Genomic DNA, 23406 nt, shown 5'->3' with positions numbered 1-23406 from the left:
CCCGCTACCCGCGAGGAGAACCATGGACACCGACCTCACCCGCCCGTCGCCGGCCGCCGGTACGGACCCGATCGACACGCTGCCGCCGACCTTCCGGTGGGGGGTGGCGACGTCGTCGTACCAGATCGAGGGCGCGGTGGCCGAGGACGGCCGGACGCCGTCCATCTGGGACACCTTCTGCCGGGTGCCCGGCGCGGTGGCGAACGGCGACCACGGCGACGTGGCCTGCGACCACTACCACCGGATGCCGCAGGACGTCGCGCTCATCGCCGACCTGGGGCTGGACACGTACCGGTTCTCGGTGGCCTGGCCCCGGGTGCAGCCGGGCGGGCGCGGTCCGGCCAACGTGGCCGGGCTCGCCTTCTACGACCGGCTGGTGGACGAGCTGCTCGGCCGCGACGTCGAGCCGTGGGTGACGCTCTACCACTGGGACCTGCCGCAGGAGCTGGAGGACGCGGGCGGCTGGCCGAACCGGGACACCGCCCACCGGTTCGCCGACTACGCGGAGCTGGTCTTCGCCGCGCTCGGCGACCGGGTCCGCACCTGGACCACGCTGAACGAGCCGTGGTGCTCGGCCATGCTCGGGTACGCCTACGGCGACCACGCCCCGGGCCGGCGGAACCTGGGCGACGGTATCGCCGCGGCGCACCACCTGCTGCTCGGGCACGGGCTGGCGACGCGGCGGCTGCGCGAGGCGGCCCGGTCCCCGATCGAGCTGGGCCTGACGCTCAACCTGGCCACCGCCGACCCGGCCACCGACAGCGCCGCCGACCGGGACGCGGCGCGGGCCGCCGACGGGCTGGGCAACCGGCTCTACCTCGACCCGGTGCTGCGCGGGGCGTACCCGCAGGACGTGATCGCCGACCTGGCCGCCGAGGGGGTGGAGATTCCGGTCCAGGACGGCGACCTGGACGTCATCGCCACCCCGATCGACGTGCTGGGGGTCAACTACTACTTCGGGCAGCTGCACTCCGGCGTGGACGAGCGGGGCCGGGACCGCGACGACGACGGCAGGCCGGTACGCCGGGTGGTGCGCCGTGACCTGCCGCGTACCGCGATGGACTGGGAGATCGTGCCGGAGTCCTTCACCGACCTGCTGGTGCGGCTGCACCGCGACTACCCGGGCGTGCCCATGGTGATCACCGAGAACGGCGCCGCGTTCGACGACGAGCCGGACGCCGACGGGTTCGTCGCCGACGACGACCGGGTCGGCTACCTCACCGAGCACCTGCGGGCGGTGGCCCGGGCCCGGGCGGCCGGCGCCGACGTGCGCGGCTACTTCGCCTGGTCGCTGCTGGACAACTTCGAATGGGCGTACGGCTACGACAAGCGGTTCGGCATCGTCCGGGTCGACTACGACACCCAGCGCCGCACCCCCAAGCGCAGCGCGCTCTGGTACCGCGACACCGTCCGGCGGGTACGCGGGCAGCGCTGACGTCGTCCGGCGTGGGGGCAGGGCCGGTCAGGTCAGTGACGGCGGCCCGGCCCCCACGCCGGGCCCGGGCGGGCGGCCGGGTCGCGGGGCACGCCGCCGTCGCGCAGCAGCCGGGTCATCGGCAGGGTGGCCGCGCCCATCGCGACCGCGTCCGGGCCGAGCCGGCACAGCTCGATCGAGGTCTGCGCGTACGGCTGGCGCAGCGCGTGCCGCGCGGTGGCCTCGCGGATGGCGGGCAGGTGCCGCTCGCCCAGGGCCAGTCCGGCCCAGCCGCCGAGCACCACCCGCTCCGGGTTGAACAGGTTCACCAGGTTCGCCACCCCCGCGCCCAGGTAGCCGACCGTCTCGTCGATCACCGTCGCGGCGGTGCGGCCGGTGGAGCGCAGCAGCTCGCCGAAGGCGGTCTCCTCGTCCGCGCCCGGCGCCGGGCGGCCCCGGTTGGCCTGGCGGAACCGGTCCAGCACCGCCTCCGCCCCGACGTACGCCTCCAGGCAGCCGAGGTTGCCGCAGCGGCAGCGGCGGCCCCCGTACACGATGGTGGTGTGGCCCCACTCCCCGGCGCTGCTGTGCGCGCCGCGGTAGCCGACGCCGTCGGCGACCACGCTCGCGCCGACGCCGGAGCCGACCAGGGCGACCACCGCGTGCCGGACGCCGCGGCCTGCGCCGAACCACATCTCGGCCTGGCCGAGCGTCTTCGCGCCGTTGTCCACGTGCACCGGCACGTCGGTGCCGGCGCGCAGCATCGCGCCGAGCGGCACGCCGTCCCAGCCGAGCGTCTGGGCGTGCACCACGGCGTCGGCGGCGCGCTCGACGGTGCCGGCGACGGCGACGCCGAAGCCGAGCACCGCGGCCGGGTCGACGCCGGCCTGCTCGGTGACGGCCGCGAGGCCGTGCCGCAGGTGCCCGGCGACCCGCTCGGGGTCCGGGTCGGCGGCGTCGATCGGGTACTCGGCCTTGGCCAGCGCGGTCATGCTCAGGTCGAACAGCTCCACCTGGACGCGGGTCTCGCCGACGTCGGCGCCGACCAGGTAGCCGTAGCCGGGCGCGACGCGCAGCAGGACGCGGGGACGGCCGCCGTCGGACTCGACCGAGCCGGCCTCCTCGACCAGGCCCTCGTTGATCATCTCGCCGACCAGGTTGCTGACGCTGGCCAGGCTGAGCGCTGTGGACTGGCCCAGCTCGTGCCGGCTGAGCGGGCCGTCCAGCCAGATCCGGGTGAGCAGGACCGAGCGGTTGGCCCGGCGCATGTCGCGCACCGTGGTGCGTCTGGCGTCCACGTCCGCCGCCGTCCTTCCCGGCCGCCCGAGGGCGGCTTTCGTTCCTGCTTCACGCCCTGAGCGGGGTGGTGACAGGGTACGCCGCATTTACACTTAACAAAGTTAACTGATAACCTCCGGCGCATCGATGAGGAGGTATGTCATGCGACTTCGACGTGGGATGACCGCTCTGCTCGGTGGCGTCGCGCTGCTCGCCGCCACCGCCGCCGCCCTGCCCGCCACCGCCGCCACACCGACCGGCGCCGTGGGCGCGCTCGTCGCGTGTGACGCGCCGGTCTGGGCCGAGAGCGTCACCTGGACCGCCGGCAGCCGGGCCACCTATGCCGGCCGGCTCTACCAGGCGCTCGTCACGCACACCCCGCCGGCCGGCGCGGGCTGGACCCCGGCCGCCGTACCGGCGCTCTGGACCGACCTCGGCGCCTGCACCGGTGGCACGCCGTCGCCGAGCCCCACCACCCGGCCGCCATCGCCCACGCCCTCCGCCTCTCCGTCCGCCTCCCCCACCCGGCCGCCATCGCCCACGCCGACCGTGTCGTCCAGCCCGACCACGCCCGGCGGGGACACCTGTGCGTTGCGGTCCCGGCCGTCCGGGAAGGTGCTCCAGGGCTACTGGGAGAACTGGGACGGTGCCGCCAACGGCGTACACCCCGGGCTCGGGTGGATCCCGGTCACCGACTCCCGGATCACCGGGCACGGCTACAACGTGGTGACCGCCGCGTTCCCGGTCATCCGCGCCGACGGCACCGTGCTCTGGGAGGACGGCATGGACGCCGGCGTCAAGGTGCCCACCCCGGCGCAGGTGTGCCAGGCCAAGGCCGCCGGGCTCACCGTGCTGCTGTCCATCGGCGGCGCCACCGCCGGCATCGACCTCAGCTCCAGCGCTGTCGCCGACCGGTTCGTCGCCACAGTCGTGCCGATCCTCAAACGGCACAACTTCGACGGCATCGACATCGACATCGAGACCGGCCTGACCGGCAGCGGCAACATCAACCAGCTCTCCCCCTCGCAGGCCAACCTGATCCGGATCATCGACGGGGTGCTGGCCCAGATGCCGGCCGGCTTCGGGCTCACCATGGCGCCGGAGACCGCGTACGTCACCGGCGGCAGCGTCACCTACGGCTCGATCTGGGGCGCGTACCTGCCGATCGTCAAGAAGTACGCCGACAACGGGCGGCTGTGGTGGCTGAACATGCAGTACTACAACGGCTCGATGTACGGCTGCGCCGGTGACTCGTACCCGGCCGGCACGGTGGCCGGTTTCGTCGCGCAGACCAACTGCCTCGACGCCGGCCTGGTCATCCAGGGCACCACCGTCCGCGTCCCGCTGGACCGGCAGGTCCCCGGGCTGCCCGCGCAGGTCGGCGCCGGCGGCGGCTACATGAGCCCGGCGCTGGTGGCCCAGGCGTGGAACACCTACCAGGGGCGGCTGAAGGGCCTGATGACCTGGTCGGTCAACTGGGACGGGTCGAAGGGCTGGACGTTCGGCGACAACGTCCGCGCGTTGCAGGGCCGCTGAGACGCGCCGCGGGGGCCCCGCCGGACGGGCGGGGCCCCCGCGATGCGTCAGCCGATCTTCTTCGGGGTCATCTTCTTCGGTGTGGTCGGGGAGTCCAGCCAGGCGTTGATCAGCGCGGTGAAGTCCCGGCCGGTCTGCTTGTTGACGAAGGCGATGAACGAGGCCCGGTCCTGCGGCGTGTTGCGCTGCTCCTGGACCCAGGCGCGAGCCAGCGCGAAGAACGCCTTGTCGCCGACCGTCCGGTGGATCTCACGCAGCATCGCCGCCGGGCACAGGTAGACGTTCCCCTCGGCGAACCGCTTCGGGTCGGGCCGGCCGGGCGGGCCCAGCTTCTTGCGCAGGGCGGCGTCACCCTCGCGCAGGTACCGGTCCAGGCTGGCCTCGCTGAGCTTCATCCTCTCCTTGGTGTGCAGGTCCTGGATGTACGTCGCCCAGCCCTCGTTCAGCCACAGGTCCCGCCAGGTGGTGGGCGTGACCGAGTTGCCGAACCACTGGTGGGCGTACTCGTGCATCAGGTCGCTGCCCCAGCGGTCCCGGCGGGCCGCGGTGTTCTCGATCTTCCGGCCCATCGTGATCATCTGCTGGGTCTCCATGCCCGACGCCGAGTCCACCACCACGACGCCGCCGGAGGGGAACGGGTACGGGCCGAACTTCTTCTCCAGCCAGGTCAGGTACTGCGGGGACTTCTTCAGGTACGGCAGCAGCTTGTCGTCGGTGCCCTTGCGGTACCAGTAGGTCAGCGGCACTCCGCGCGGCCCCGCCACGGTCAGCTTCTGGTACCTCCCCACCGCGAGCGTGGTCAGGTAGGTCGCGACCGGGTCGGTGCTGCGGTAGCTGAACGTGGTGCCGGACTGACCGGCGGGCGTGCCGCCGGCGATCGCGGACCAGCCCGCCGGCACTGTCACCCGGATGTCGTAGAGGGCCTCGTCAGAGGGCTGGTCGTTCGCCGGGTACCAGGTGAACGCCCCGAACGGCTCCTGCATGGTCCAGAGGCCGCCCTCTTTGCTGACGGTGAGACCCAGGGCTTCGGTGTCCTTGCGGTGCGACGGCATCGGGGTCGTCTTCGGCCGGCCGTGGTAGGTGACCACCAGGGTCACCGGCTTGTCCGCCGCCACCGGGGCGGAGACGGTCAGCTTCTCCTTGGCCACCGCGCCGGGAACCGTCGCGCCGTCCAGCGTGACGCTGTCGAGCTGGTAGGGCATGAAGTCGAGGACCAGGTCCGGCGCGTCCTTCACCGGCCGGATCCGCAGCGTGGCGGTGCCGGTGAGGGTGGTGGTCGACGGCGCCCACTCCAGCGCGAGGTCGTAGTGCAGGACGTCCAGCGCGTCGGTGCCCCGGGCCGGATAGACCGGGTCGGCGACCGGCGTCGACCGCCCCGCCTGCCAGGCGGCGTAGTCGACGGCGGGCGCGGTCGGGCTCGGCGGGGTGGAGGCGGAGGGGGTCGCGGCCGGGGCGGCGGGAGCGGTGGTGCACCCGGCGACGAGCAGCGGTCCGAGGATCATGATCAGGGTTATGGGGCGGCGCACCAGCGCACCCTACGGCAGTAATCGATCTTCGTGGGGGCGTCCCGGCTGGCACAGGTTGCGAGACCCTGCGAGGCTGGCGCTCGTGTATGACTACGACCTGCTGGTGCTGGGCTCCGGACCGAGTGGACAGAAGGCGGCGATCGCCGCGGCGAAGCTGGGCCGCCGGGTGGCGATCGTGGACCGCCGCGACATGCTCGGCGGAGTGTGCATAAACACCGGCACCGTGCCCTCCAAGACGTTGCGTGAGGCGGTCCTCTACCTGACCGGGCTGAGCCAGCGCGACCTCTACGGCAGCAGCTACCGGGTCAAGGAGGAGATCACCGTCGCCGACCTGGCCGCCCGCACCCAGCACGTGATCACCCGGCAGACCGACGTCATCCGCAACCAGCTGGCCCGCAACAAGATCTCGCTGATCACCGGCACCGGCCGGTTCGCCGACGCCCACTCCGTCTGGGTGGACGCCGGCTCCGGCCGGGAGACCCGGGTCAGCTTCGACAAGGCCGTCATCGCCGCCGGCACCCGCCCGGCCCGCCCGGACAGCGTCGACTTCGACGACCGCACGATCGTCGACTCCGACGGCGTCATCAACCTTCAGGCCGTCCCGGGCAGCATGGTCGTGGTCGGGGCCGGGGTGATCGGCATGGAGTACGCGTCCCTGTTCGCCGCGCTCGGCACCAAGGTGACGGTGGTCGAGCGACGCCCCCGGATGCTCGACTTCTGCGACGAGGAGATCGTCGAGTCCCTGAAGTACCACCTGCGGGACCTGTCGGTGACCTTCCGCTTCGGTGAGGAGGTGGCCTCCGTGGAGAAGCACCGCAGCGCCGCACTCTGCGTCCTGCGCAGCGGCAAGAAGATCGTCGCGGACACGGTGATGTACTCGGCCGGGCGGCAGGGGCAGACCGACGACCTCGCGCTGGAGGCGGCCGGGCTCACCGCCGACCACCGGGGCCGGATCACCGTGGACGCCGACTACCGCACCGCCGTCGACAACATCTACGCCGTCGGCGACGTGATCGGCTTCCCCGCGCTGGCGTCCACCTCGATGGAACAGGGCCGGCTGGCCGCCCAGCACGCCTGCGGCGAACCGGCGCGCGGCATGTCGGACCTGCAACCGATCGGCATCTACACGATTCCGGAGATCAGCTTCGTCGGGAAGACCGAGGAGGAACTGACCGAGGCGTCAGTACCGTTCGAGGTGGGCATCGCCCGCTACCGGGAACTGGCCCGGGGGCAGATCGTCGGCGACTCCTACGGGATGCTGAAGCTGCTCGTCTCACCCGAGGACGGGCGGCTGCTCGGGGTGCACGTCTTCGGCACCGGCGCCACCGAGATCGTCCACATCGGGCAGGCCGTGATGGGCTGCGGCGGCACCGTCGACTACCTGCTGGACGCCGTCTTCAACTACCCGACGCTGGCCGAGGCGTACAAGGTGGCCGCCCTGGACGCCGCCAACAAGATCCGCAACATCACCCGCATCGACACCTGACCGGGAGGGTCAGCGGCCTGCGGCGTAGCCCTGGGCGCCTCGGGGGTTCGCCGCGGCGGAGAGCACTCCGGTGCGCGGGTCGCGTGTCACGGCGCACATGCGGCCCAGGCTCCACGGGCCGGACAGGCGCACGGTGTGGCCCCTGGCGCGCAGGCCCGCCAGCACATCCGCGTCGATCCGGTCCTCCAGCACCAGCACGCCCGGCTCGACCTCGCGCGGATAGAACGACGCGGGCAGGCTCGTGGTGTGCCACATCGGGGCGTCGATCGCCTCCTGCAACTCCTGCCCGCCGGCCAGGTGCCGCAGCAGGAACAGCAGCTGCCACTGGTCCTGCTGGTCGCCACCGGGCGTCCCGCACGCCATCACCGGCTCGCCGTCGCGGAGCACGAGCGTCGGGCTGAGCGTGGTACGCGGACGCCGGCCCGGCCGCAGCGTCGAGGCGAGCCCCTCCTCCAGCCAGCACATCTGCAACCGGCTGCCGAGCGGGAACCCCAGCTCCGGGATGGCGGGTGAGCTCTGCAGCCAGCCGCCGCTGGGCGTCGCGGAGATGATGTTGCCCCACCGGTCCACCACGTCGACGTGGCAGGTGTCGCCGCGGGTCACGCCGTCCGCCCGTACCGTGGGTTCGCCGGTGCTCGGATCCCGCGGGACGGCCCCGCGACCCGCGTCGGTGCGCAGGTGGGACGGGAGCCGGGGCGGCTCACCCGCCGGGCTGCCGGGACGCAGCGTCGTGTCCGCGCTGTCGCCGATCAGCGCGGCCCGCGAGCGGGCGTAGTCGGCCGACAGCAGCGCGGAACCCGGCACGGCGGTGTCGCCGTACCACGCCTCCCGGTCGGCGAACGCGAGCTTCAGCGCCTCGGCCTGCGCGTGGATGCCCTCCAGGCTCGACGGGTCGTGGACGGCCGGGTCGTCGAGCGCGTCCAGAATGGAGAGCGTCTGGAGCAGCACCGGACCCTGGCCCCAGAAGCCGGTCTTGGCGATCGTGTGCCCGTGCCAGTCCAGCGTGACCGGCGCCTCCCAGGTGGCCGACCATCCGGCCAGGTCGTCGCCGGTGACCAGCCCGGCGTGCGCGCGCCCGCTGGAGTCGCGGAACGGCAGCCGGCTGAACGCGTCGATCGCCTCGGCGACGAAACCCTCCCGCCAGGCGCGCCGGGCCGCCTCGATCTGCGCCTCCCGGTCCGCACCGGCGGCCCGTCCCGCGTCGACGAGGCGGCGCAGCGTGTCCGCGTACGCCGGGTTGGTGATCATCTCCCCCGGCGCGGGCGGGCGGCCGTCGCGGAGCCAGAGGCGCGCGGAGGTCGGCCAGTGGCCGGTGAACAGCGACCGGACCCGCGCGACGGTCTGCCCGGCCGCGCCGACGAGCGGGTGGCCGGCGGCGGCGTAGCCGATCGCCGGTTCCAGCACCTCGGCGAGCGTGCGGGTGCCGTGGTCGCGCAGCAGCAACAGCCAGGCGTCGACGGCGCCCGGCACCACGGCGGCGAGCGGTCCGGCACCGGGGACGAGGTCCAGGCCGAGCGACCGGAAGTGCGCGACGGTGGCGGCGGCCGGAGCCGGGCCCTGGCCGCACAGCACCCGCGGTGTGGGGTCGGTCGCGGTGGCGAGGATCGCCGGCACCTCACCGGCCGGGCCGTTGAGGTGCGGCTCCACGACGTGCAGCACGAAGCCGGCGGCCACCGCGGCGTCGAAGGCGTTGCCGCCGCGTTCCAGCACACCCATCGCCGACTGGCTGGCCAGCCAGTGCGTGGAGGAGACCATGCCGAACGTGCCGCGCAGCGTCGGCCGGGTGGTGAACGCCATGGGCGCGAGCCTACGGCGTGCCGGCGTCGGCCCGTGTCGTCGCGCCGTCCTCCCCCAGGCCATCGTCGCGCTCGCCGTCGAGCGGGAACAGGCACGCCGCGTGGTGACCCGGGCCCACCTCGGCCGGCGCCGGGTCGGTCTCGGCGCACGCGGGGCGGGCCTGCGGGCAGCGGGTACGGAAGCGGCAACCGCTGGGCGGATCCACCGGGCTGGGGATGTCGCCGGTGAGCACGATGCGGCGGCGCTCCCGCTCGACGCGGGGGTCGGCCACCGGCACCGCCGACAGCAGCGCCGCCGTGTAGGGGTGCGCCGGGTGCTGGTAGATCCGCTCGGGCGGGCCGGTCTCGACGATGCGGCCCAGGTACATCACCGCGATCCGGTCGCTCATGTGCTCCACGGCGGCCAGGTCGTGCGCGATGAACAGGTAGGTCAGCCCGAGGTCGCGTTGCAGGTGCCGGAGCAGGTTCATGATCTGCGCCTGGACGCTCAGGTCCAGCGAGGCGATCGGCTCGTCCAGGACGATCAGGTCCGGTTCCCCGGCCAGCGCGCGGGCCACGCCGACCCGCTGGCGCTGGCCGCCGGACAGCTCGTGCGGGTACCGGCCGGCGGTGTCGGCGCGCAGGCCGACCAGGTCCAGCAGCTCCGCGACCCGGGCCTTGCGGGCGGCGGCGGACCTGGCGAGCCGGTGCACGAACAGCGGCTCGGCGATGCTGTCGCCGACCGTGCGGCGCGGGTCCAGCGACGCCTGCGGGTCCTGGAAGACCATCGCCACGTGGCGGCGCGTCGCGCGCAGGCGCCGGCGGGACCAGCGGGTCACGTCCTCGCCCGCCACCCGGACCCGGCCGGCGGTCGGGTCGACCAGCCGCAGCAGCGCCAGACCGGCAGTGGACTTGCCGCTTCCCGACTCGCCGACCAGCCCGAGCGTCTCCCCTCGGCGTACGGCGAGGCTGACGCCGTCCACCGCGCGGACCGTTCCCGCCGGGGTCGGGAAGTGCACCTTCAGGTCGTCCAGCTCGGCCACCACGTCCGGGGTGTCGGCGCTCATCCGGTCTCTCCACTGTAGAAGGTGCGGACCGTGTGCCCCTCGCCGACCGGGGTCAGCGGGGGAAGTTCGTGCTCGCAGCGGGGATCGGCACGGACCGGGCAGCGCGGCCAGAACGCGCAGCCGGGCGGCAGGTCCAGCGGGCTCGGCGGCGAACCGGGGATGGCGACCAGGTCCTCGCCGCGCCGCGACGGGTCCGGCCGGGCCGCCAGCAGCGCCCGGGTGTACGGGTGGGTGGGCGTGTCGAACACCGCGTCGACGGGGCCCTGCTCGACGATCCGTCCCCCGTACATGACCGCCACGGTGTCGGCGATGCCCGCCACCACGCCCAGGTCGTGGGTGACCCAGACGACCGCGGTGCCGAGCCGGGCCTGGAGGTCGGCGACCAGTTCGATGATCTGCGCCTGCGTGGTGACGTCCAGCGCCGTGGTCGGCTCGTCGGCGATCAGCAGATCCGGCTCGCAGGCCAGCGCCATGGCGATGGCGACGCGCTGGCGCATGCCGCCGGAGAACTGGTGCGGGTACGCGTCGACGCGCCGCGCCGCCGACGGGATGCCCACCAGCTCCAGCAACTCCACCGCCCGGTCGCGGGCGGCGCGGCGGGTCAGCCCGAGGTGCTCCTCGGCCGCCTCGGTGACCTGCCGGCCCACCGGCAGCACCGGGTTGAGCGAGGTCATCGGGTCCTGGAAGACGAACCCGACGTGCCGGCCGCGTACCTTGCGCCGACGCTCGTCGGGCAGCGCGGTCAGCTCGGTGTCGAGCAGCCGGACCCGGCCGGTGACGGTGGCGGCGCGCGGGGCGAGACCGGTGGCGGCGAGCAGGGTCATGCTCTTGCCGCTGCCCGACTCGCCGACCAGCGCGAACGTCTCCCCCTGCCGCACCTGCCAGGACACCCCGGCCACCGCACGGGCCGGGCCGCGGCGGGTGCCGATCGTCACGGTGAGGTCGTCCACTGACAGCACTGTCGAGTCGGTCATGCGCTCGTGGCTCTCGGTTCGCTCGGTGCGCTCGCTCATGGGGTGCTCCTGCGGGCCTCGCCGAGGGTGAGCTGGCGCGGGTCGAGCACGTCCCGCAGCGCGTCGCCGACCAGGTTGAACGCCAGCACGGTGAGGAAGATCGCCGCGCCCGGGAACACGCCCAGCCACCACGCGTCGGTGACGAAGCCACGCCCGTCGAACAGCATCCGGCCCCAGGCCGGTGCGGGCGGCTGGATGCCCAGGCCGAGGAAGGACAGCGCGGCCTCGGAGAGGATCGCGAACGCCAGCGACAGAGACGTCTGCACGATCAGCGGCGCGGCGATGTTCGGCAGCACGTGCCGGCGCATGATGCGCAGGTCGGACGCGCCGATGGAGACGGCGGCCCGGACGAACACCTGCTCGCGTACGGAGAGCACACCGGCGCGGGTGATCCGGGCGAAGATGGGCGTGTAGACCACGCCGATGGCGACCATGGCGGTGAGCAGGCCGGGGCCGAGCACCGCCACGATGGCCACCGCCAGCAGCAGCACCGGGAACGCGAACAGCACGTCCATACAGCGCATGAGCACGCTGTCCAGCCAGCCCCGGTAGTAGCCGGCGAACAGCCCGAGCGTCACGCCCGCGACCAGCGCGATGCCGACGCTGACGGCGCCGACCTGAAGCGACACCCGGGCGGCGACGAGCACCCGGCTGAGCACGTCGCGGCCCAGCTCGTCGGTGCCGAAGGGGTGCGCGCCGCTGGGCGGGCGCAGCATCTGGTCCACGTCGACGTCGTTGACGCCGGCCGGTGCCAGCCACGGGCCGGCGATCCCCACCACCACCAGCAGCACGAGCACGATCGTCCCGCCGACGGCGAGCGGGTCGCGCCGCAGCGCGTCCAGGACGCGGCGTCCGGTGCTCTCGGTCGTGGTGCTCACTTGACCGTGATCCTCGGGTCGAGGCGGGCGTAGAGGATGTCCACCAGAAGGTTCACCAGCAGGAACAGGGCCGCCACAAGGAGCACCGCGCCCTGCAGGACGGGGTAGTCGCGGGCCTGCACGGCGTCGAAGGTGAGCCGGCCGATGCCCGGCCAGGCGAACAGCACCTCGATCACGATAACGCCGCCGAGCAGGCTGGCGAGCTGCACCGCGACCACGGTGACCACCGGGATCAGCGCGTTGCGCAGCACGTGCCGCAGGATCACCACGCGGTTGCGCAGCCCTTTCGCCTCGGCGGTGCGCACGTAGTCGGCGGAGAGCACCTCCAGCACCGAGGAGCGGATGAACCGGGTGAGGATCGACGCGGTGACCAGGCCGACGGTGACCGCCGGCAGCGCCACGTGGGTGGCCCACCGGCCGGGGTCGTCGGTCAGCGCCACGTAGCCCGACGGGGGCAGCCAGCCGAGCACCCCGGCGAACAGCAGGATGCCCATGATGCCCATCCAGAAGTCCGGCACGGAGACGCCGAACTGGCTGAACACGCGGGCGGCGTGGTCGATCGCGGAGCCGCTGCGTACCGCCGCGACGATGCCCAGCGGGAACGCGACGAGCAACGCGAACACCACGGCGGTGACTGCCAGCGACAGCGTGGCGGGCAGCCGCTCCAGCACGATGTGGCTCACCGGCTGGCCGGTGCGGAAGCTGACCCCCAGGTCACCGGTGAGCGCGTGGCCGAGGTAGCTCACGTACTGCACCGGCAGCGGCTGGTCGAGCCCGGCGCGCTCCCGCAGCGCCTCGTAGGTCTGCGGGTCGAACCGGGTGCCGAGCGCCACCCGGACCGGGTCGCCCGGCACCAGTTGCAGCAGCAGGAACACCACAAGCGTGACGCCGACCAGCACGATCGCCGACTGGAGGACCCGCCGCAGGACGAAGCGGGCCATCACTTGGCCAGGGCGACCGACCGGAACCGGATCGCCCGATCGGTGCGCACGTCGTAGCCGGAGACCTTCTTCGACCAGCCCTGCACCACGTCCGGGTTGTAGAGGTAGAGGTAGCTGGCGTCGTCGACGATCTGCTTCGCCGCCTGCTCGTACGCCTGCTTGCGGGCGCCCTGGTCGGTCTGGGTACGGGCGTCGTCCAACAGCTTGTCCACCGCCGGGTTCTTGTACTTGTGGAAGTTGAACGTGCCGCCGCTGTGGTGCTGGGCGTAGTAGAACTCGTCCGGGTCGATGTTGCCGAGCCAGCCGAGCATGAACCCGTCGAAGTTGCCCTTCGCCTGCTCGTCGAGCCACTGGGCGAAGTCCAGCGTACGGATCTTGACGGTGATTCCGACGTCCTTGAGCTGCGCGGCGATGACCTGGGCGGCGGTGACCGTCTCCGGGTACTCGCTGGTGACCATCAGGTCCATGGTCAGGTTGCTCACGCCGGCCTGGCCGAGCATCTGCTTCGCCTTGGCCGGGTCGTGGTTGTAGGGCGCGTAGTCGAAGTAGAAACCGCTGGCCTTCGGGATAGCGGTCTGGTTGACGGTCGCCAGGCCGAACTTCGCGGCCTTGGTGATCGCCTCGCGGTCCAGCGCGTAGCCGATCGCGCGCCGCACCTCGGGGTTGTCGAACGGCTTGCGGGCCTCGTTGAGCGCCACGTACCAGTAGTCGGTGGAGGCCGCCGACTTCACCACCGGGTCGTCGCCGTCCTGCAACGACTTCACCTGCTGCGGCGGCAGGTTGTCGGTCCACTGCACCTGGCCGCTGCGCAGGTTCTGCAACGCCACCGTCGGGTCCTTGACGAAGGTGAACGTGACGCCGTCCAGCTTCGGCTTGTCCCCCCAGTAGGCGTCGTTGCGGACCAGCTTGACGCTGTCGCCGGAGGTGTAGCCGGCCACCTTGAACGGCCCGCTGCCCACCGGTGCGGTCTTCACCGCGCCCGACTCCACGTTGGCCTTCTGCACGATCGCCACACCCTTGAACCCGCCGAGGTTCGCCAGCAGGTTCGGTGTGGGCGCGGTCAGCGTCACCACCACTGTGGCCGGATCGGGGCCGGTGACCGACTTGACGGTGGCGAACTTGTACGCGTTGTTCAGCTTCTCCTTGATGATCCGCTCATAGGAGTAGACGACGTCGGCCGAGGTCAGCGGCGAGCCGTCGGAGAACTTCACGCCCTCGCGCAGCGTGAACGTCCAGGTGAGCTGGTCGGCGCTGGTGGTCCACTTCGTCGCCAGCGACGGCACCATCTTCAGGTCGGCGTCCGGCTCGACGAGCGTGTCGTAGACGTTCTCCAGCACCTGGAAGCTGTAGTACGCCGAGGTCTTGTGCGGGTCGAGCTGATCCGGCTCGCCGCCGATCGCGGCGTTGAGGACACCACCGGCGCCGCCGGCGTTCCCCCCGCCGCCGACGTCGACCGCCTCGCCGCCGGTGCATCCGGACAGGACGCCGACTGTCAGTGTGAGTGCGGCGCCGAGCACGCCGAGCTTCTTCCTGGACACAGGCCCCCCTAGCCACTTCCCGGACAAAAGAAAGTTTCGGCGAGTCTTATCTCCGAGCCGGATGATGTCAAACGAAACCAGTCAAATTGACAGGTCGGCGGGTGCTTGCCGGTGCGGACTGAACGATGGTTCAATCCGGGCCCCGACCTGATCCGCCACCGCGCTGGGAGTTGCCGCCGTGACCACACACGAGGTCGTCAACCAGGTCCCCCCGATGGTCGGCCACGACACCGCCGACGACCCGGCGCTGTGCGACGGCGTGACCCGGGAGGGCGCCGGCTGGGCGCTGCCCGGGCTGCGCGAGCTGGGCCGGCTCGCCGGTGGCGAGGAGGCCGCCGAACACGGGCGGCTCGCCAACGAGCACCCGCCGGTGCTGCGCACCCACGACCGGTACGGCCACCGGATCGACGAGGTGGAGTTCCACCCGTCCTGGCACGAGCTGATGCGTACCGCGGTCGGCCACGGCCTGCACGCCGCGCCGTGGGCCGACGACCGGCCGGGCGCGCACGTGGCCCGCGCGGCCGGCTTCTACCTGTGGCGGCCCGACGCCGGGCACGGCTGCCCGATCTCGATGACCTACGCGGCGGTGCCCGCGCTGCGGCACAGCCCGGACCTGGCGGCACGCTACGAGCCGCTGCTCACCACCCGCGAGTACGACTTCGGGCTGCGCCCGCCGCAGACCAAGCGCGGCCTGCTCGCCGGCATGTCGATGACGGAGAAGCAGGGCGGCTCGGACGTCCGCGCCAACACCACGACGGCCCGGCCGGAGCCGGACGGCGGCTACCGGCTGGTCGGGCACAAGTGGTTCACCTCGGCGCCGATGTGCGACCTGTTCCTCACCCTCGCCCAGGCGCCCGGTGGCCTCACCTGTTTCCTGGTCCCCCGGGTGCTGCCCGACGGCACCCGTAACCCGATGCGGCTGATGCGGCTCAAGGACAAGCTCGGCAACCGCTCCAACGCCTCCGCCGAGGTCGAGTACGAGCACGCGGTGGCGTGGCGCGTCGGCGACGAGGGCCGGGGCGTGCGCACCATCATCGACATGGTCAACCTGACCCGCCTCGACTGCGTGATCGGCGCGGCGGCCGGGATGCGCCACGGCGTCACCACCGCCGTGCACCACGCCACCCACCGGCGGGCGTTCGGCGGCTACCTGGCCGACCAGCCGCTGATGCGCAACGTGCTCGCCGACCTGGCGGTGGAGTCGGAGGCGGCCACCGTCCTGATGGTCCGGCTGGCCGGCGCGACCGACAGGTCGGCGCGCGGCGACGACGGCGAGACCGCGTTCAAGCGCCTCGCCCTGGCCGTCGGCAAGTACTGGGTCTGCAAGCGCTGGCCGGGGCACGCCGCCGAGGCGCTGGAGTGCCTGGGCGGCAACGGCTACGTGGAGGAGTCCGGCATGCCGCGGCTGTTCCGCGAGTCGCCGCTGAACTCGATCTGGGAGGGCTCCGGCAACGTCGCCGCGCTGGACGTGCTGCGCGCCCTGACCCGGGAACCGCAGGTGCTCGCCGCGTACGAGGCGGAGGTGGCCGCCGCGGCCGGCGCGGACGCCCGGCTGGACGCCGCGGTGCGCCGGGTCCGCGACGAACTGGCCGACCACAGCGACCTGGAGCTGCGCGCCCGGCGGGTGGTGGAGCGGCTGGCGCTGGTCCTCCAGGGCGCGTTGCTGGTGCGTCACGGCCACCCGGCGGTCGCCGACGCGTTCTGCGCGTCCCGGCTCGACGGAGACCACGGGCAGGCGTACGGGACGCTGCCGGGCGGGCTGGACCTCGCCGCGATCATCGACCGCGCCACCCCCAAGATCGGCTAGGGTGCGGTGATGCGGCTCACCGGCGAGATCCACGTCGGCGATCCGGTCGCCGTCTCCTGACCCGGCTCAGCGGGACCGCCACTCGTCGGCCAGGATCGCGTAGACGAGCTGGTCGGCCCAGCCGCCCCGGAACCGGTAGCTGCGCACGTGCCGCGCCTCCCGCCGCATGCCGAGCCGGGCCATCAGACGTGCCGAGGGCTCGTTGTCCGCGTGGCAGCGGGCGATGACCCGGTGCAGCCCGAACTCGCCGAAACCCCAGTCCAGCAGTGCGCCGGCCGCCTCGGTGGCCAGGCCACGGCCGCCGTGGTCGGGGTGGAACACGTACCCCAGCTCGGCGGTGCGGTCGGCGCGGCTGCGCCAGACCAGCTCCACCGCGCCGACGACCCGCTCGCCGCCGACCACGGCGAGCGTCAGGCAGTCGCCCTCCGCGCGCAGCGCGTCCTCGCCGGCCATCGCGGTCACCGACGACCTCGACCCCGCTCGGGTACGCGGCGCGGCGCCGGCCATCCAGCGGACCACGTCCGGCCGGCGCTGCCAGGCGTGCACGTCGTCGAGGTCGCCGAGCGTCACCGGGCGCAGCAGCAGCCGGGACGTGCGCAGCGGGTACGCCGGGTGGGCCATCGGCCGATGGTAGGTGCCACCTAGGGTGGGCCGCATGACGGTTTCCGCCGACGAGGGCAACCCGCTCACCCAGCTCACGCTCGACCAGCTGCGGCAGCGCACGAGCGTGAAGTGGCGGCTCTACCCGCCGGACGTGCTGCCGCTGTGGGTGGCCGAGCAGGACGTGCCGCTGGCGCCGCCGGTGGCCGAGGCGCTGCGCCGGGCGGTCGAGCTGGGCGACACCGGCTACGCGTTCGGCACCGGGTACGCCGAGGCGGTCGGCGGGTTGGCCGCGCAGCGCTGGGGCTGGGCCGACTTCCCGGTCGGCCGCACCTCGCTGGTGCCGGACGTGATGATGGGTACGGTCGAGGTGTTGCGCCTGGTCACCGGCCCGGGCGACGCCGTGGTGGTCACTCCCCCGGTCTACCCGCCGTTCTACGCGTTCCTCATGAACGCCGGGCGCCGGGTGGTCGAGGCGCCGCTCGGGGCAGACCTGCGGCTCGACCCGGCCGCGCTGGACGAGGCGTTCCGCCGGGCCCGCGCGCTCGGCGACCGGCCGGCGTTCCTGCTCTGCAACCCGCACAACCCGACCGGTGTGGTGCACCGCCCCGACGAGCTGGCCACCGTCGCCGAGCTGGCCGCCCGGCACGGCGTACGGGTGGTGGCCGACGAGATCCACTCGCCGCTGGCGCTGCCCGGCGCGCGGTTCACCCCGTACCTGACGGTGCCCGGCGCGGAGAACGCGTTCGCGCTGCTGTCCGCGTCCAAGGCGTGGAACCTGGCCGGGCTCAAGGCGGCGCTGGCGGTCGCCGGGCCGGACGCGGCGGACGACCTGGCCCGGATGCCGGAGGAGGTCAGCCACGGCCCCAGCCACCTCGGGGTGCTCGCGCACACCGCCGCGTTCCGGGCCGGCGGGCCGTGGCTGGACCGGCTGCTCGACGCCCTGGACGCGAACCGGGCGCTGCTCGGGTCGCTGCTGAGCCAACACCTGCCCGCTGTGTCGTGGCGGCCGCCCGAGGGCACGTACCTGGCCTGGCTGGACTGCCGCGCGCTCGGCGTACCCACCGAGGCGGGCGACGGGCCGGGAGTGGCCAGCGACCTGGCCGGTCCGGCGCGGATGTTCCTCGACCGGGCCCGGGTGGCGCTCAGCTCCGGGCACGTCTTCGGATCCGGCGGCGCCGGTTTCGTGCGGCTCAACTTCGCCACCTCCCCGGCGGTGCTCACCGAGGCGGTGACCCGGATGGGCCGGGCGGCGGTCGCCTGACCGCCGCCCGGCACGGGTCTGCGGGGCGGCTCAGGTGGTGGTCTGCCCGTCGATGCTCTCGCGCAGGATGTCCGCGTGCCCGGCGTGCTGGGTGGTCTCGGCGATGACGTGGATCAGCACGCGCCGGATGCTGCGGACCGAGCCGGGCTCGTTCCACGGCGCGTCCGGCACCGGCCACGTCGCCGACAGGTCCTCGACGCCGGCGACGACCTCCTCGGTACGGGCGGCGACGCGGGCGTACCGGTCCAGGATGGCCGGCAGCGTGTCCTCGGGCAGCATCTGGAAGTCCCGCCCCCGCTCGATCGCCCACTCCGGCAGCTCACGCGCCTTGCCCGACATGAAGTCCTCCCAGGTCACGCCCTCGGGCAGGGCGAAGGACATCACCGACGGGCCCTCGACCACGAACCGCAGCCACGCCTCCTCGGTGGACGCGACGTGTTTGATCACGCCGCCCAGGCAGAGCGCGCTGGCGGTCGGCCGCAGCCCGGCCTGCTCGTCGGTGAGGCCGCGCACCGTGTTGATCAGCATGTTCCGGGCGTCGGCGAGCTCGGCGAGCAGGTCGGCCCGCTCGGCGTCGAGGGTGGTGGAGGTCGTGGTCGTGCCGGTCATCGTCATCTGTTCCTTCCGGTCCTGATCGGGTACGGAGACCACACTCGCAGGCGTAGCGGTCAGTTTCTGTCCTCTTCTCGCGGCAGAATGCGTGTCGTGCCGACGACCTCCGCGCGACTGCTCTCCCTGCTGTCCCTGCTCCAGGCCCGGCGGGACTGGCCGGGCGCGCTGCTGGCCGAACGGCTGCGGGTCAGCCCGCGTACGGTGCGGCGCGACGTCGACCGGCTGCGCGAGCTGGGCTACCCGATCGAGAGCGCCAAGGGCCCGGACGGCGGCTACCGGCTCGGCGCCGGCTCCGCGCTGCCGCCGCTGCTCTTCGACGACGAGCAGGCGGTCGCGCTCACCGTGGCGTTGCAGACCGCCGCCACCGGTGTCACCGGCATCGAGGAGGCCGCCGCCCGGGCGCTGACCACTGTGCGGCAGGTGATGCCGGCGCGGCTGCGGCACCGGGTGGACGCGCTGCGGGTGATCGCCGTGGAACGGACCGCCACGCCCGCCGCGTCCCGGGTGGACGCGGGTCTGCTGATGACGTTGAGCGCCGTCGTGCACGCCCGCGAGGAGCTGCGCTTCGACTACGAGTCGGTGTCGACGTCCGCCGCCCGCACACCGGATGCGCCGCCGCGCCGGGTGCAGCCGCACCACCTGGTCACCTGGGGCGGACGCTGGTACCTCGTCGCCTGGGACCTCGACCGGGCCGACTGGCGCACGTTCCGGGTCGACCGGATCAGTCCGCGTACGCCCACCGGCCCCCGGTTCACGCCGCGCGAGCTACCCGGCGGGGACGTCGCCGCGTACGTCACCGGGCGGTTCAAGGGCGCCACCGGGCCCGGTGACTGGCCCTGCCGGGGCGAGGTGACCCTCGACCTGCCCGCCCGGACGGTGTCCGCGTGGACCCGCGACGGCATCGTCGAGGAGCTGGGACCGGACCGCTGCCGCCTGGTCCTGGGCGGCTGGTCGTGGGCCGGGCTGGCCGCCGTGCTCGGCCGCTACGACGCCGACATCGAGGTGGTCGGGCCGCCCGAGCTGCGGGCGGCGTTCGCCCACCTGGCCCGCCGGTACGCCGCCGCGGCCGAGAGCCCGCACCCGGCTCGGTAGCCGCCCGGCCGGAGGATCAGTCGCCGGGCAGGAGCGGGCGCATGAACGTGCGCTCGTACCGCAGGACGCAGCCCGACTCGTCGCGGATCCGGTCGGCGGCGACGAACTCGGGGTCCACTCCGAACCGGGCCCGGTACCGCTCGTACGCCGCCAGGCTCTCGAAGCTGAAAAGCGCCTCGGCCCGGTCGCTGGCGCCCTCGGCGGGCAGGAAGTAGCCGTGGTGCACACCGCCGTGCCGTGCCACCAGCCGCATCCAGGCACGGGCGAAACGCTCGAACGCCTCGATCTGTGCGGGGTCGATCGTGTAGTGCACGACGCAGGTGATCACGCGGCCACGATAGCGACGGCGATTTCCGACGTGAACAGCCGGACTACGAGGTCGTCCCGGGCGCCGTCCCGTCACCGGCACGCTCGGCGACCACCACCGAGATGCCGTCGAGCACCCGCTGGAGACCGAACTCGAAGGCGTGGTCCGGCCCGTACGCGGCGCCGTGCGCCATGCCGGCGGCGGTGCCGACCCGCGCGGCGAGCGGGAAGCTGCCGGCGGTCATGAACTTCTCCAGCCACGGCCCGTGCGTCTGCCACCACTGGTCGTCGGTCATCCCGGTCTCACGTTCCAGCTCGGCCACGTCCAGGGCGGCCCGGGCCGCGCTCTTGACGTGCCCCAGCACGAGCGTGAGCACCGCGTCCATCTCCACGTCGTCGAGCCCGATGTCCGCGACGGCGTGCAGCTCGTAGTCGTACTTGGCGAGCACGTTCGGGCCGAGCACCGGCCGGGTGGTCTCGGCGCGCAGCAGCCACGGATGGGCCCGGTAGAGCGCCAGGTTGTCCCGGGCGATGCGTTCCAGCCGGCCGCGCCACCCACCCGGCACGTCGGCCGGGCGCGGGAGGTCACCGAGGACGGTGTCCACCATGACGTCGAGCAGTTCCGCCTTACCGGGCACGTACGTGTAGACGGACATGGTGCCGACGCCGAGCGCCTCACTGACCCGGCGCATGGTGAGCGCGTCGATGCCCTCGGCGTCGGCGATCTCGACGGCCGTGCGCACGATCCGGTCGACGCTGAGGGAGGGACCGGCGCCCCGGCTGGCCGGCTCCCGGGTGCGCCAGAGAAGGGCCAGGCTGCGGGCGGGATCGGCCTTGCGCCGGCGCTCCTTCGACATGGTGCCGTCATCCTACCGACCACGCCGGTCACCGGCGGGCGGCGGGACACCCGGAATGGGTACGAGAATTGTTCGCGCAAAAAGAATGGCGGGTTCTCCCGCCACTACCAACATATAGCGCCCCCCGGTCTTGCCGCAAGGCCCGGGTAGTGGCGCAGAATTGCCGCCCGTAACCCCATTGCCGAGGTATTCGGCCGGAGCCGCGAAGAGCGGAGGCCCGGCCGTGCCCGTGATCGGAGACGAGTTGAACCTGCCTGCCACCAGCGTTTTCGATCTTCCCGAACGTCTGTCGGCCAAGGCCGACCCGAACCTGATCGCCGCCGACGAACGGCACTTCGCCGCCATCGCGGACAGCCTGCGCCGCTCGATCGCCGACCTGACCGACCGGCTCGACGAGACACGCCGGGCCGCGGGCGGCCGGGGCCGGCAGGCGGTGGACCGGGACCAGGAGGTCCGGCGGCTGAGCGCGCGCCTGCGTACGCTGCGCCGTTACGGCCTGGACCTGTGCCTGGGCCGGATGGTCGGCGCGGACGGTGCCGAACCGGTGTACGTGGGCCGGCTCGGCCTGACCGACGGCGCGGGCGGCCGGCTGCTGCTGGACTGGCGCTCCCCCGCCGCCGAGCCGTTCTTCGGCGCCACCCACGCCGATCCGATGGGCCTGGCCAGCCGCCGCCGCTACCGGTGGAGCGCGGGCCGGATCACCGACTACTGGGACGAGGTGTTCACCGCCGACGCCCTGGCCGGGCACGCCGCGCTGGACGACCAGTCGGCGTTCATCGCCAGCCTGGGCGCGACCCGGTCGGCCCGGATGCGCGACGTGCTCGGCACCATCCAGGCCGACCAGGACGCGATCATCCGGGCCGGGTCGCGGGGCGCGCTTGTGGTCGACGGCGGTCCCGGCACCGGCAAGACGGTGGTGGCGCTGCACCGCACCGCGTACCTGCTGCACGCCGACCCGAGGCTGGGCGAGCGCCGGGGCGGGGTGCTCGTCGTCGGGCCGCACCAGCCGTACCTGAACTACGTGTCCGACGTGCTGCCCAGCCTCGGTGAGGAGGACGTGCAGATCTGCACCCTGGCCGACCTGGTGCCCGAGGGCGCGGCGGCGAGGCCGGAGATCGAACCCGAGGTGGCCCGGCTGAAGGCGTCGGCGGATCCGGTGCGGACGGTCGACGCCGCGGTCCGGTTCTACGAGGAGCCGCCCGCCACCGGGATGACTGTCGGTGTCGGGGACGACGAGCTGCGGCTTACCGCCGACGACTGGGTGACGGCGTTCGAGGCGGCCGGACCGGGCGTCCCGCACAACGAGGCCCGCGACGACGTGTGGGAGGAACTGCTCACGATCCTGGTGGAGAAGTACCGCGGCGACGAGCCGGAGGAGACGGTCCGCCGGTCGCTGGCGCGCGACCGGGAGCTGGTCACCGCGTTCGGCCGGGCGTGGCCGCTGCTCGACCCGCTCGACGTGGTGGCCGACCTGTGGTCGGTGCCGGCCTACCTGCGCCGGTGCGCCCCCGGGCTGGGCGTGGAGGAGATCCGTACCCTGCGGCGGGCCGACCCCCGGGCCTGGACGGTGGCGGACCTGCCGTGGCTGGACGCGGCCCGGCGCCGCGTCGGCGACCCGGAGGCGTCCCTGCGGCGGCGGCGCGACGAGGCGGTGCTGGCCGCGCAGCGCGCGCAGATGGACACGGTGGTCGACGCGCTGATCGCGTCGCACGCCTACGACGACGGCGAGGGTCTGATGACCATGCTGTACGGCGAGGACATGCGCACCAGCCTGGTCGACTCCAGCGCGCTGAGCGCTGCCGACCCGGACCTGCTCGCCGGGCCGTTCGCGCACGTCGTGGTGGACGAGGCGCAGGAGCTGACCGACGCGCAGTGGCAGATGCTGCTGGCCCGCTGCCCGTCGCGCAGCTTCACGGTGGTCGGCGACCGGGCGCAGGCCCGGCACGGGTTCACCGAGTCGTGGCAGCGGCGGCTGGCGCGGGCCGGGTTCGACCACGTCGCGGTGGCGACGCTGTCGGTCAACTACCGCACGCCGGCGCAGGTGATGGCGGCCGCCGAGCCGGTGATCCGGGCCGTGCTGCCGGACGCCAACGTGCCCACGTCCATCCGCGACGGCGCACCGGTGCGGTACGGCGACCGCGCGGAGTTGCGCGCGGTGGTGGACGGCTGGCTCGACGCCCACAGCGAGGGCGTCGCGTGCGTCATCGGCGACCCGGCGTTCCCGGCCTCGGACCGGGTCCGCTCGCTGAGCCCGGTGCTGGCCAAGGGGCTGGAGTTCGACCTGGTGGTGCTTGTCGCCCCGGAGTCGTTCGGCGACGGGGTCTCCGGCGCGGTGGACAGGTACGTCGCGATGACCCGGGCCACCGGCGAGCTGGTCGTGCTGACCGGGCCGTGACCCGTGCCCGGGGGCGGCGCA

General features: G+C 73.4%; 19 protein-coding genes. 7 read left to right on the top strand and 12 right to left on the bottom strand.

Annotation, left to right across the window (positions count from 1 at the left end; genetic code table 11):
* Nucleotides 1–22 precede the first annotated feature (22 nt).
* On the top strand, nucleotides 23–1435 hold the full coding sequence (locus tag AB0D28_RS11165) for a GH1 family beta-glucosidase (RefSeq protein WP_357384580.1): 1413 nt from the start codon (nucleotides 23–25) through the stop codon (nucleotides 1433–1435).
* Between the two features lie 32 nt (nucleotides 1436–1467).
* Here the strand turns inward: AB0D28_RS11165 and AB0D28_RS11160 are convergent, their stop codons facing one another.
* The gene (locus AB0D28_RS11160; protein ID WP_357384578.1) at nucleotides 1468–2712 is read right to left on the bottom strand and encodes an ROK family transcriptional regulator; all 1245 of its coding nucleotides are present in this window, start codon (nucleotides 2710–2712) and stop codon (nucleotides 1468–1470) included.
* A gap of 142 nt (nucleotides 2713–2854) precedes the next feature.
* Here AB0D28_RS11160 and AB0D28_RS11155 point away from each other — a divergent pair, with 142 nt between their 5' ends.
* Nucleotides 2855–4228 (top strand): glycosyl hydrolase family 18 protein, encoded by a 1374-nt coding sequence (locus tag AB0D28_RS11155; RefSeq protein ID WP_357384576.1) that lies wholly within the window; start codon nucleotides 2855–2857, stop codon nucleotides 4226–4228.
* Nucleotides 4229–4275: 47 nt separating this feature from the next.
* Here AB0D28_RS11155 and AB0D28_RS11150 read toward each other — a convergent pair whose 3' ends face one another.
* Nucleotides 4276–5754 carry a M1 family metallopeptidase gene (locus AB0D28_RS11150; RefSeq protein WP_357384574.1) on the bottom strand — a complete coding sequence of 493 codons (1479 nt, stop codon included), beginning with the start codon at nucleotides 5752–5754 and terminating at the stop codon, nucleotides 4276–4278.
* Nucleotides 5755–5836: 82 nt separating this feature from the next.
* Here AB0D28_RS11150 and sthA point away from each other — a divergent pair, with 82 nt between their 5' ends.
* Entirely contained in the window at nucleotides 5837–7240 is a 1404-nt protein-coding gene (sthA, locus tag AB0D28_RS11145) for a Si-specific NAD(P)(+) transhydrogenase (RefSeq protein ID WP_357384572.1), read from the top strand.
* Nucleotides 7241–7249: 9 nt separating this feature from the next.
* Here sthA and AB0D28_RS11140 read toward each other — a convergent pair whose 3' ends face one another.
* The 6 genes from AB0D28_RS11140 to AB0D28_RS11115 are packed head-to-tail and all read right to left on the bottom strand — an operon-like array spanning nucleotide 7250 to nucleotide 14452.
* Nucleotides 7250–9037, bottom strand: coding sequence for a gamma-glutamyltransferase family protein (locus AB0D28_RS11140; protein ID WP_357384570.1), 1788 nt, complete (start codon nucleotides 9035–9037; stop codon nucleotides 7250–7252).
* A 10-nt stretch (nucleotides 9038–9047) separates the two neighbouring features.
* Nucleotides 9048–10082, bottom strand: coding sequence for an oligopeptide/dipeptide ABC transporter ATP-binding protein (locus AB0D28_RS11135; protein WP_357384568.1), 1035 nt, complete (start codon nucleotides 10080–10082; stop codon nucleotides 9048–9050).
* The gene (locus tag AB0D28_RS11130) at nucleotides 10079–11056 is read right to left on the bottom strand and encodes an ABC transporter ATP-binding protein (protein WP_357384656.1); all 978 of its coding nucleotides are present in this window, start codon (nucleotides 11054–11056) and stop codon (nucleotides 10079–10081) included. Before AB0D28_RS11130 ends, AB0D28_RS11135 begins: the two co-directional genes overlap by 4 nt.
* A 35-nt stretch (nucleotides 11057–11091) precedes the next feature.
* Nucleotides 11092–11973, bottom strand: a complete 882-nt coding sequence (locus AB0D28_RS11125; protein WP_357384566.1) for an ABC transporter permease — start codon at nucleotides 11971–11973, stop codon at nucleotides 11092–11094.
* Nucleotides 11970–12914, bottom strand: a complete 945-nt coding sequence (locus AB0D28_RS11120) for an ABC transporter permease (RefSeq protein WP_357384564.1) — start codon at nucleotides 12912–12914, stop codon at nucleotides 11970–11972. Before AB0D28_RS11120 ends, AB0D28_RS11125 begins: the two co-directional genes overlap by 4 nt.
* A complete protein-coding gene (locus AB0D28_RS11115; RefSeq protein WP_357384562.1) occupies nucleotides 12914–14452 on the bottom strand; it encodes an ABC transporter substrate-binding protein in 1539 nt (512 codons plus the stop codon). The genes AB0D28_RS11120 and AB0D28_RS11115 overlap by 1 nt, the downstream gene beginning before the upstream one ends.
* 178 nt (nucleotides 14453–14630) lie before the next feature.
* Between AB0D28_RS11115 and AB0D28_RS11110 the strand changes: the two genes are divergently transcribed.
* A complete protein-coding gene (locus AB0D28_RS11110; RefSeq protein ID WP_357384560.1) occupies nucleotides 14631–16259 on the top strand; it encodes an acyl-CoA dehydrogenase family protein in 1629 nt (542 codons plus the stop codon).
* 66 nt (nucleotides 16260–16325) lie between these two features.
* On the opposite strand, the gene AB0D28_RS11105 is transcribed toward AB0D28_RS11110, so the two are convergent.
* Nucleotides 16326–16880, bottom strand: coding sequence for a GNAT family protein (locus tag AB0D28_RS11105; RefSeq protein WP_357384558.1), 555 nt, complete (start codon nucleotides 16878–16880; stop codon nucleotides 16326–16328).
* A 34-nt stretch (nucleotides 16881–16914) separates the two neighbouring features.
* Between AB0D28_RS11105 and AB0D28_RS11100 the strand changes: the two genes are divergently transcribed.
* The gene (locus tag AB0D28_RS11100; RefSeq protein WP_357384556.1) at nucleotides 16915–18123 is read left to right on the top strand and encodes an aminotransferase class I/II-fold pyridoxal phosphate-dependent enzyme; all 1209 of its coding nucleotides are present in this window, start codon (nucleotides 16915–16917) and stop codon (nucleotides 18121–18123) included.
* 30 nt (nucleotides 18124–18153) lie between these two features.
* On the opposite strand, the gene AB0D28_RS11095 is transcribed toward AB0D28_RS11100, so the two are convergent.
* On the bottom strand, nucleotides 18154–18732 hold the full coding sequence (locus AB0D28_RS11095) for a DinB family protein (RefSeq protein WP_357384554.1): 579 nt from the start codon (nucleotides 18730–18732) through the stop codon (nucleotides 18154–18156).
* A 96-nt stretch (nucleotides 18733–18828) separates the two neighbouring features.
* On the opposite strand from AB0D28_RS11095, the gene AB0D28_RS11090 reads away from it, so the two are divergent.
* On the top strand, nucleotides 18829–19827 hold the full coding sequence (locus AB0D28_RS11090; RefSeq protein WP_357384552.1) for a WYL domain-containing protein: 999 nt from the start codon (nucleotides 18829–18831) through the stop codon (nucleotides 19825–19827).
* Nucleotides 19828–19843: 16 nt separating this feature from the next.
* On the opposite strand, the gene AB0D28_RS11085 is transcribed toward AB0D28_RS11090, so the two are convergent.
* Nucleotides 19844–20155 carry an NIPSNAP family protein gene (locus AB0D28_RS11085; RefSeq protein ID WP_357384550.1) on the bottom strand — a complete coding sequence of 104 codons (312 nt, stop codon included), beginning with the start codon at nucleotides 20153–20155 and terminating at the stop codon, nucleotides 19844–19846.
* A 43-nt stretch (nucleotides 20156–20198) separates the two neighbouring features.
* Nucleotides 20199–20990, bottom strand: coding sequence for a TetR/AcrR family transcriptional regulator (locus AB0D28_RS11080; RefSeq protein WP_357384548.1), 792 nt, complete (start codon nucleotides 20988–20990; stop codon nucleotides 20199–20201).
* 223 nt (nucleotides 20991–21213) lie between these two features.
* Here AB0D28_RS11080 and helR point away from each other — a divergent pair, with 223 nt between their 5' ends.
* The gene (helR, locus tag AB0D28_RS11075; protein ID WP_357384546.1) at nucleotides 21214–23385 is read left to right on the top strand and encodes an RNA polymerase recycling motor ATPase HelR; all 2172 of its coding nucleotides are present in this window, start codon (nucleotides 21214–21216) and stop codon (nucleotides 23383–23385) included.
* The last annotated feature ends 21 nt before the right edge of the window (nucleotides 23386–23406 follow it).

The organism is Micromonospora sp. NPDC048169 (assembly GCF_040652815.1).
GTDB lineage: Bacteria > Actinomycetota > Actinomycetes > Mycobacteriales > Micromonosporaceae > Micromonospora.
The sequence above is the reverse complement of the archived record's forward strand: the minus strand, read 5'-3'. Positions and strand labels throughout refer to the sequence as shown.

What these genes read in the sequence shown, in the direction of transcription:
- AB0D28_RS11165 (WP_357384580.1), top strand. Translation starts at nt 23, where the DNA reads ATGGACACCGACCTCACCCGCCCGTCGCCGGCCGCCGGTACGGACCCG.
- AB0D28_RS11155 (WP_357384576.1), top strand. Translation starts at nt 2,855, where the DNA reads ATGCGACTTCGACGTGGGATGACCGCTCTGCTCGGTGGCGTCGCGCTG.
- AB0D28_RS11140 (WP_357384570.1), bottom strand. Translation starts at nt 9,037, where the DNA reads ATGGCGTTCACCACCCGGCCGACGCTGCGCGGCACGTTCGGCATGGTC.
- AB0D28_RS11135 (WP_357384568.1), bottom strand. Translation starts at nt 10,082, where the DNA reads ATGAGCGCCGACACCCCGGACGTGGTGGCCGAGCTGGACGACCTGAAG.
- AB0D28_RS11130 (WP_357384656.1), bottom strand. Translation starts at nt 11,056, where the DNA reads ATGACCGACTCGACAGTGCTGTCAGTGGACGACCTCACCGTGACGATC.
- AB0D28_RS11120 (WP_357384564.1), bottom strand. Translation starts at nt 12,914, where the DNA reads ATGGCCCGCTTCGTCCTGCGGCGGGTCCTCCAGTCGGCGATCGTGCTG.
- AB0D28_RS11105 (WP_357384558.1), bottom strand. Translation starts at nt 16,880, where the DNA reads ATGGCCCACCCGGCGTACCCGCTGCGCACGTCCCGGCTGCTGCTGCGC.
- AB0D28_RS11100 (WP_357384556.1), top strand. Translation starts at nt 16,915, where the DNA reads ATGACGGTTTCCGCCGACGAGGGCAACCCGCTCACCCAGCTCACGCTC.
- AB0D28_RS11095 (WP_357384554.1), bottom strand. Translation starts at nt 18,732, where the DNA reads ATGACCGGCACGACCACGACCTCCACCACCCTCGACGCCGAGCGGGCC.
- AB0D28_RS11080 (WP_357384548.1), bottom strand. Translation starts at nt 20,990, where the DNA reads ATGTCGAAGGAGCGCCGGCGCAAGGCCGATCCCGCCCGCAGCCTGGCC.